Source organism: Streptomyces sp. SID486, assembly GCF_009865385.1.
Lineage (GTDB): Bacteria > Actinomycetota > Actinomycetes > Streptomycetales > Streptomycetaceae > Streptomyces.
The window spans coordinates 1-6,483 of sequence record NZ_WWJT01000307.1 but is presented as its reverse complement, the minus strand read 5'-3'; the positions used below and the strand labels follow the sequence as shown (position 1 = coordinate 6,483).

Sequence of the window (6,483 nt, the reverse complement as noted above, 5' to 3'; positions counted from 1 at the left end):
CCGGTGCACACCGCTCGGACCCGGCCCCGGATGCCGGTGGGCGCCGCTCGGACCCGGCCCCGGATGCCGGTGCACACCGCTCGGACCCGGCTCCAGAGGCTCGTACGCACGGCTCGGACAGCGGTCCTGTGGTGTCCGCGCGCGACAGCGGTCGGCCGGGCGCACGCACCCACGACAGCGTTGAGGATGGCGGCACACGGACACCGGACACGGCCGGGGCCGCCGGACGTACGACGGACGGTACGGACCCGGACACCTCCGCATCCCGTGCCCCCGGGGACACCCGCGCGGCAGGCGGCGCGGGCGCGGACGTCCGTGCGTCCCGCGGGTCGCGTGGGTCCCGTGGGTCCCGTGGGCCCTCGGACGACAGCCGCGCACGCCGCACCCCTGCCGGACCGGCCACTCCCTCTCCGTCCCCATCCAGCGCGGAGACCTCTCCGGCCCCTGCCCGTCCGGCCTCCTCGTCTGCGAACCGTCCGTCCTCCCCGCCTCCGGCCCGTCCGGTCGCGCCGGCCTCCCCTCCCCCGGCCCGGCCGGTCCCGCCGACGCGTCCGGACGCTCCGCGGCCGGTCAAGCCGGCCAAGGCGGCGGCGCCCCGGCCGGTGGTCCGGCCCGTCACGGCGGACGAGGACGCCGCGGGTGTGCCGTGCCCGGTCTGCCGTACGCCCAACCAACCGCACCGCCGGTTCTGCCGGCGCTGTGCCGCGCCGCTGACCTCCGTGACCGGGCCGGAGCCACTGCCGTGGTGGCGCACCGTCTGGCCGTTCCGCCGTCGCACCCGGGCGGGCTCCGGCCGCCTGACCCGGCTCCTGGTCATCCTCGCCGTGGTGCTGGCGCTGTGCGCCGCGGGCTTCCTGCTGCTCCCGGCGGGCCGGAACCTCTTCGAGGACACGCGGGACAAGCTGGGCAAGGCCAAGCCGGTGACGCCGGCGCGCGTCACGGCGACCGATCAGCTGCCGGGGCATACGGCGGACCTGACGACGGACGGGCTCAGCAACCGCTACTGGGCGACGTCCCGTCCCGGCGCGTCCGTGACGTACAGCTTCGGCAAGCCGTTCCGGCTGGTCGACCTGATCATCACCAACGGTGCGTCGAAGTCCGCCGAGGAGTACGCGCGCCAAGCACGCGCCCTCCGTGTGGACATGGAGGTGACCGCGCAGGACGGGAAGGTGCACCGGCAGGAGATCGACCTGAGCGACAAGCCCGGATCGCAGACGGTTCCCGTCGGCATCAGCGACGTCCGGAAGATCCGGCTGACGCTGAACGCGCCCGTCGGACTGACCCGTGGCCGCGGTATCGCCCTCGCGGAGGTCGAGTTCTTCCAGCGGACCTGACGCGTGCCGCCCGTTCGATCCGGCGCGTTCAACAGGGCAGCCGCCCCCCGTCACGTACTGAAGGCCGGGTAGGAGGCCACCACGGTCGAGCGGCGGAGAATCGCCGACACGGATTTCCACGAGATGGATTTCCACCAGCGCCACCGCGTGTCAGCACGTGGGGGACGCGGGAAGCCGGTGGAACGCCGCCGGACAGCGGGAGAGCGTGCCGTCCACCGGACGGCACGCTCTCTGCTCGGTGCGGGAGGGGTGGCGCCGGCCGCCCCGTCCACGGGTCAGCGCAGGCGCAGCGCCTCACGGATCGTGGTGAACAGGCCCGTCTGGTTGGTCACGCCGAGGACCCGGTACGCCTGCGGGCCCTGGGCGGCGATGCGGACCTGCGTGCCGGTGTGCTCCTGGGACTGCCCCGGGGTGTTCGTGGAGTAGTTCACCTTGAGCTGCTGGCCCTCGTCGGTGACGAGAGTGCTGGACAGCCCGGGCGGCGTGGCCTCCAGCGGGACGATCTGGCTGGTGTGGGCGTGGTCGGCGGTGGTGACCACGAGGGTGTCGGGGTGCTTGGCCGCGTAGGCGCGGGCCACCCGCACCGCGCGGTCGAACGCCGCGGTCTCGCCGATCTGGCCGCAGGGGTCGGCTGCGTGGTCCTGCTTGTCGATCGAGGCACCCTCGATCTGGAGGAAGAAGCCCTGCTTGGAGTGGTTCCGCTGCTGCTTCGCCTCCAGCAGCTGGATCGCCTTGGTGGCGGAGTCCGCGAGGCTCGGGGTCGTCGACGGACGCCCCGGGTTGGAGGTGACGCACCGCTGCGGGCTGGTGCCGCCGAGCGCGGCCGCCTTGCCGGTCCATTCGACGGGCACGTTGCCGGTGGCGAACAGACCCAGCACCGGCTTGCCGGGCTTCGCGCCCTTCAGGCCGGCCCTGTCGGTGACGACCTGGTAGCCGAGCTTCCTGGCCTGCTGGGTGACGGTGAGGCCCTTGTACCTGCCGGCGGTGATCTTCTGTTCGAATCGCTGCATGCCACCGCCGATGAGGACGTCGACCTTGTGGTTGACCTCCTGCTCGGCGATGGAGCCCGGGCCGCCGGCGGCGATCGTGTCGGTGGGGCACTTGGCCATGTCGGCCGGGCCCTGGCAGGAACGGTCGGTGGCGTGGGAGGCGAGCACGGCCGGTGTGGCGTCGGTCAGTTCGGCGGTGGTGACGTCGCCGGTGGCGTAGCCGTTCCGCTGCGCCAGCTCCAGGAGGGTCCTGACGGGCTTGTCGGTGCCGGGGGTCTTGGAGATGCGGCCGTTGACGGTCTTCACGCCCGTGGCCCACCCGGTGCCGCTGGCGGCGGAGTCGGTGACGTAGTCGGGGGTGCCGTCGGCGTGCACCGCGTAGGTGGTGTAGGCGCCGGTGAGCGGGAACTTGTCCATGTTCAGGCGGCCGTTGGCACCGACGGTGTAGTCACGGGCGAGGGTGATCTCCGAGTCCCCCATGCCGTCACCGATGAGCAGGATGACGTTCTTCGCCTTCCCGCTCTTGATCGCGTCCTTCGCCTGCCGCGCGTCGTCGAAGGCGCCGGCGGCGGTGGTGACGGCCACGGCGGCCGTGGTCGCGGCGACGAGCGCGGTGGCGACGACGAGGTGACGACGGGTGGGTCTGTGCATGGAATGGCTCCTTGGAGTGTCCGGCAGGACGATGTGGGCACCGACGGGACTCAGATGACCATGCGCTGGCAAAGCGGAGGTAAACGGCTGGCCGTCCGAATGTATCCGCGAAATGACACGCGCGGGGGTCGGTGCGCCGGAGCCTGGGCCCCCGGCGGGCGGGCGCGTGGCCGGCGACGGACCGGCGTCGCAGCGGCCCGGACCCGCGGGGACGGCGCGCGGGGACGGTGCGCGGGGACGGTGCCGCGCCGGCCGGCGGCGAACGACGTGCCTGGCACCGGCCACTGACAGGGCGTGGGATCCGGTGAGGTGTGAAGCCACGACGGGACGGGGTATGGCCCCACCGTCCCGGGAAGCCCCCGCCGACCATCCGGAGGAACGTCATGAGACAGCTCTTACGCCGCGTCGCGGCAGCGGGCGTGGCGACGGCTGCGGCCGGCGTCGTCACCGTCGTCGTACCGGCCCAGACCGCGCAGGCGGCCACCACGACCCACTGCCCGACGTCGACGTCCATCGCCCTGCTGCCGGCCGGCAGCGGATACCTCTTCCCCAACCTCTTCGCCTCGGCCTCGGCGTGCGGCTTCACCGACGGCGGCACGCCGTACCACTTCACGGTCGGCACGGCGACGTCCAACGCCCAGACGCCCACCGGCCCGCACACCTACGTCGTCGACGATCTGTCGGTCGTGTGCTCCACCGTGACGGTCAACGGTGACTCCCTGTTCGCGAGTGGGTGCCGGCCGGGATAGCCGCCGTCGGCGATCCGCACGGTCCGCCGCCCTCCACCCTCCGCTCACAGCGGCCGGGGGAAAGAGAGAAGGCAAGGAGAGCGCACTCCTTGCCACTCTCAACTTATAGCGCACAGGGGGGCTTGCGGCAAGGCCCCCGTGGTGCCGCACAATCGGCGACCGAACCCGGCACCGGCAGAAAATGGGAGTCGCCAAGTGCGCGTGCTGTTGACTACGTGGGGATCACGCGGAGACGTCGAACCGCTGGCAGGACTGGCGGTGGGGCTACGGGAAGTCGGTGCGGAGGCGCTTGTGTGCGCGCCCCCGGACGAGGAGTTCGCGGCGCTGCTGGCGCGGGTGGGTGTGCCGCTGGTGCCGCTCGGCCCGTCGGTGCGCTCGGTGGTGGCGGGCCCGCGGAAGCCGACGAAGGAGGACGCGTTCCGGCTCGCTCCGGAACTGGTGGCCGCGCGGTTCGCCACGCTCTCCGCGGCGGCAGAGGGATGTGACGCCCTGCTCGCGACCGGTCTGATGCCGGCCGGCGCGCGGGACGTCGCCGAGAAGATGGGCATCCCCTACGTGCTCGCCTGCTTCCACACCCTCGGACTGCCGTCGAAGCACTTCCGCCCGGGGGCGCGGCCGGGTACGCCGTCCCCGGCGGACGAGACCGATCCCCGGGTGCTGTGGGAGCAGGACGCGCAGCGGGTGAACGCCCTGTACGGCGAGGCGCTCAACACCCACCGGGCGGCGATCGGCCTGCCACCGGTGGACAACGTCCGCGACCATGTCCTCACCGAGCGGCCGTGGCTGGCCGCGGACGCGACGCTGTGTCCGTCGAAGGGCCTGACGGACCTCGACGTCGTGCAGACAGGGGCGTGGATCCTGCCCGACGACCGCCCGCTCCCCGCCGACCTCGAGGCGTTCCTGGCCGCCGGCGAACCGCCGGTGTACGTGGGTTTCGGCAGCATGGCCGCGTACGCCCCGAAGGACATCGCCCGGGTGGCCATCGAGGCGAGCCGTGCGCAGGGCCGCCGTGTGGTCCTCGCGCGCGGCTGGGCGGGGCTGTCGCCGGTCGACGACGCCGACGACTGTCTCGTCGTCGGCGAGGTCAACCAGCAGGCGCTGTTCCGGCGGGTGGCCGCCGTCGTGCATCACGGCGGGGCGGGCACGACGACCACGGCCGCCCGGGCCGGCGTGCCCCAGGTGGTGGTACCCCTGATCGCGGACCAGCCCTACTGGGCCGCCCGGGTGGCCGAGCTGGGCATCGGCGCGGCCCATGACGGCCCGGTACCGGACTTCGGGACGCTGTCCGCCGCGCTCACCACGGCCCTGACGGCCGAGACCCGGGCCCGGGCCCGGAGCGTGGCGGGCACGATCCGCTCCGACGGGCGGACGGTGGCCGCGCGGCTGCTGCTCGAAACGGCCGGCCGCGAACGGCGTTCCGTGTCGGTCTGAGCGACGCGGCGACCGCGCGGTCAGCCGACGACGACGACGCGTGCCCAGGACGGTGGGGGGTCGGGGACGTGGTCGGCGTCCTTCCCCGTCCCGGCACGGGCCGGGCGGCGGAAGAGGCCGACGACGGTTCGGCAGGGCGGCTGTGCGGAGGGCCACGGCGTCTGGCCGTCCGTGAGGGCGACGATCACGTCCGGGCGTGGCCGGGCACGCAGCGCCCGGGCGAAACCCGAGCGCAGGTCCGTGCCCCCGCCGCCGATCAGTTCGATGTCCTCCGCGCCGCAGAGCGGAACGGCGATCCCGGCCGCCGCGTCGCAGGAGATCACGGAGACCAGGTCGCGCCGTCCGCCCACCGCCCGCGCGATCGCCGCGACCTCCAGCAGTGCGGTGCCCAGCTCGGCGTCGCTCACCGATCCGGAGGTGTCGATCACCACGCACACCCGGGGCGGCATACGGCGCAGGCCCGGCAGCAGCACTCCGGGAAGACCGGCCGACCGGCGGGAGGGACGCCGGTAGGTGTGGTCCTCACCGCCTCCCGGCGCGGCTGCGGCGGAGCGGACCGCCGCTCCCAGCAACTGCCGCCAGGGCTGCGGCGGATGGAACACCTCGTCCGCCCAGCGCCGCCACCCCTCGGGTGCTTCGCCCGGCCGGCCCCTGACGGCTTCGGCGACCCGGAAGCGGACCGCGTCGCGCTGCTGCCGGCTGAGCGCCTGCGCGCCGTCGGGTCCCAGTTCCCACGGCCGGCGCTGCCCGTCGGCACCGCTGCCGCAGTCCAGCCACGCCAGTTCGGCGGCGAGCCCGGACATGGACGCGGTCCGCAGGTACTCCTCCATCAGCAGCCCTTCGGGCAGCTGTAGCAGAGACGGTCGCACGGCTCCGGCGGGCCGGGGCAGACCGTCACCGTAGATGTCGTCGTTGATCTCGAAGTCGGCCGCGATGTTGCGCCGCAGCCGCTCGCCGGGCCCGTACTCGCCCCTCTCCCTGGCGTACCGCTCGCCCCGGCCGTGGTGGTCACGGATCAGATGGGAGACCTCGTGCACCCAGACACCCGCGAGGTCCTCCAGCGGGGTCCGCGCCACGAAGCCGGGGGAAACGTAGCAGCGCCAGTGCACGTCCACGGCCATCGTGGGCACCGAACGGTCCTCGACCACGTGCAGCGAGAAGAGCGCGGTGGCCAGGTAGGGGCGCACCTTCACCGCGTGCAGGCGCGCGGCCAGCAGCTTCTCCATGTCCAGTGGCAGGCCCGGCTGTTGCTCGCGCAGACCGTGACCGCCGACCGGCCCCGGCGCCGCTGCCCGTACGGGGCGCGGCGGCGGGGGCGGGGTCATCGGG

At 73.7% G+C, this 6,483-nt stretch carries 5 protein-coding genes; 3 read left to right on the top strand and 2 right to left on the bottom strand.

Annotation, left to right across the window (positions count from 1 at the left end):
• The first annotated feature begins 719 nt into the window (after positions 1–719).
• Entirely contained in the window at positions 720–1,334 is a 615-nt protein-coding gene (locus tag GT045_RS14550; RefSeq protein ID WP_202528071.1) for a zinc ribbon domain-containing protein, read from the top strand.
• A 275-nt stretch (positions 1,335–1,609) separates the two neighbouring features.
• Here GT045_RS14550 and GT045_RS14545 read toward each other — a convergent pair whose 3' ends face one another.
• Complete coding sequence (locus GT045_RS14545) at positions 1,610–2,974, bottom strand: alkaline phosphatase (protein ID WP_161334423.1); 1,365 nt, start codon at positions 2,972–2,974, stop codon at positions 1,610–1,612.
• 383 nt (positions 2,975–3,357) lie between these two features.
• Between GT045_RS14545 and GT045_RS14540 the strand changes: the two genes are divergently transcribed.
• Together GT045_RS14540 and GT045_RS14535 are read left to right on the top strand one after the other, a co-directional pair.
• Entirely contained in the window at positions 3,358–3,723 is a 366-nt protein-coding gene (locus GT045_RS14540) for a hypothetical protein (protein WP_161291313.1), read from the top strand.
• A gap of 195 nt (positions 3,724–3,918) precedes the next feature.
• Positions 3,919–5,154 carry a glycosyltransferase gene (locus GT045_RS14535; protein ID WP_161334422.1) on the top strand — a complete coding sequence of 412 codons (1,236 nt, stop codon included), beginning with the start codon at positions 3,919–3,921 and terminating at the stop codon, positions 5,152–5,154.
• A gap of 20 nt (positions 5,155–5,174) precedes the next feature.
• On the opposite strand, the gene GT045_RS14530 is transcribed toward GT045_RS14535, so the two are convergent.
• The gene (locus GT045_RS14530) at positions 5,175–6,380 is read right to left on the bottom strand and encodes a VWA-like domain-containing protein (protein WP_161334424.1); all 1,206 of its coding nucleotides are present in this window, start codon (positions 6,378–6,380) and stop codon (positions 5,175–5,177) included.
• Positions 6,381–6,483: the final 103 nt, after the last annotated feature.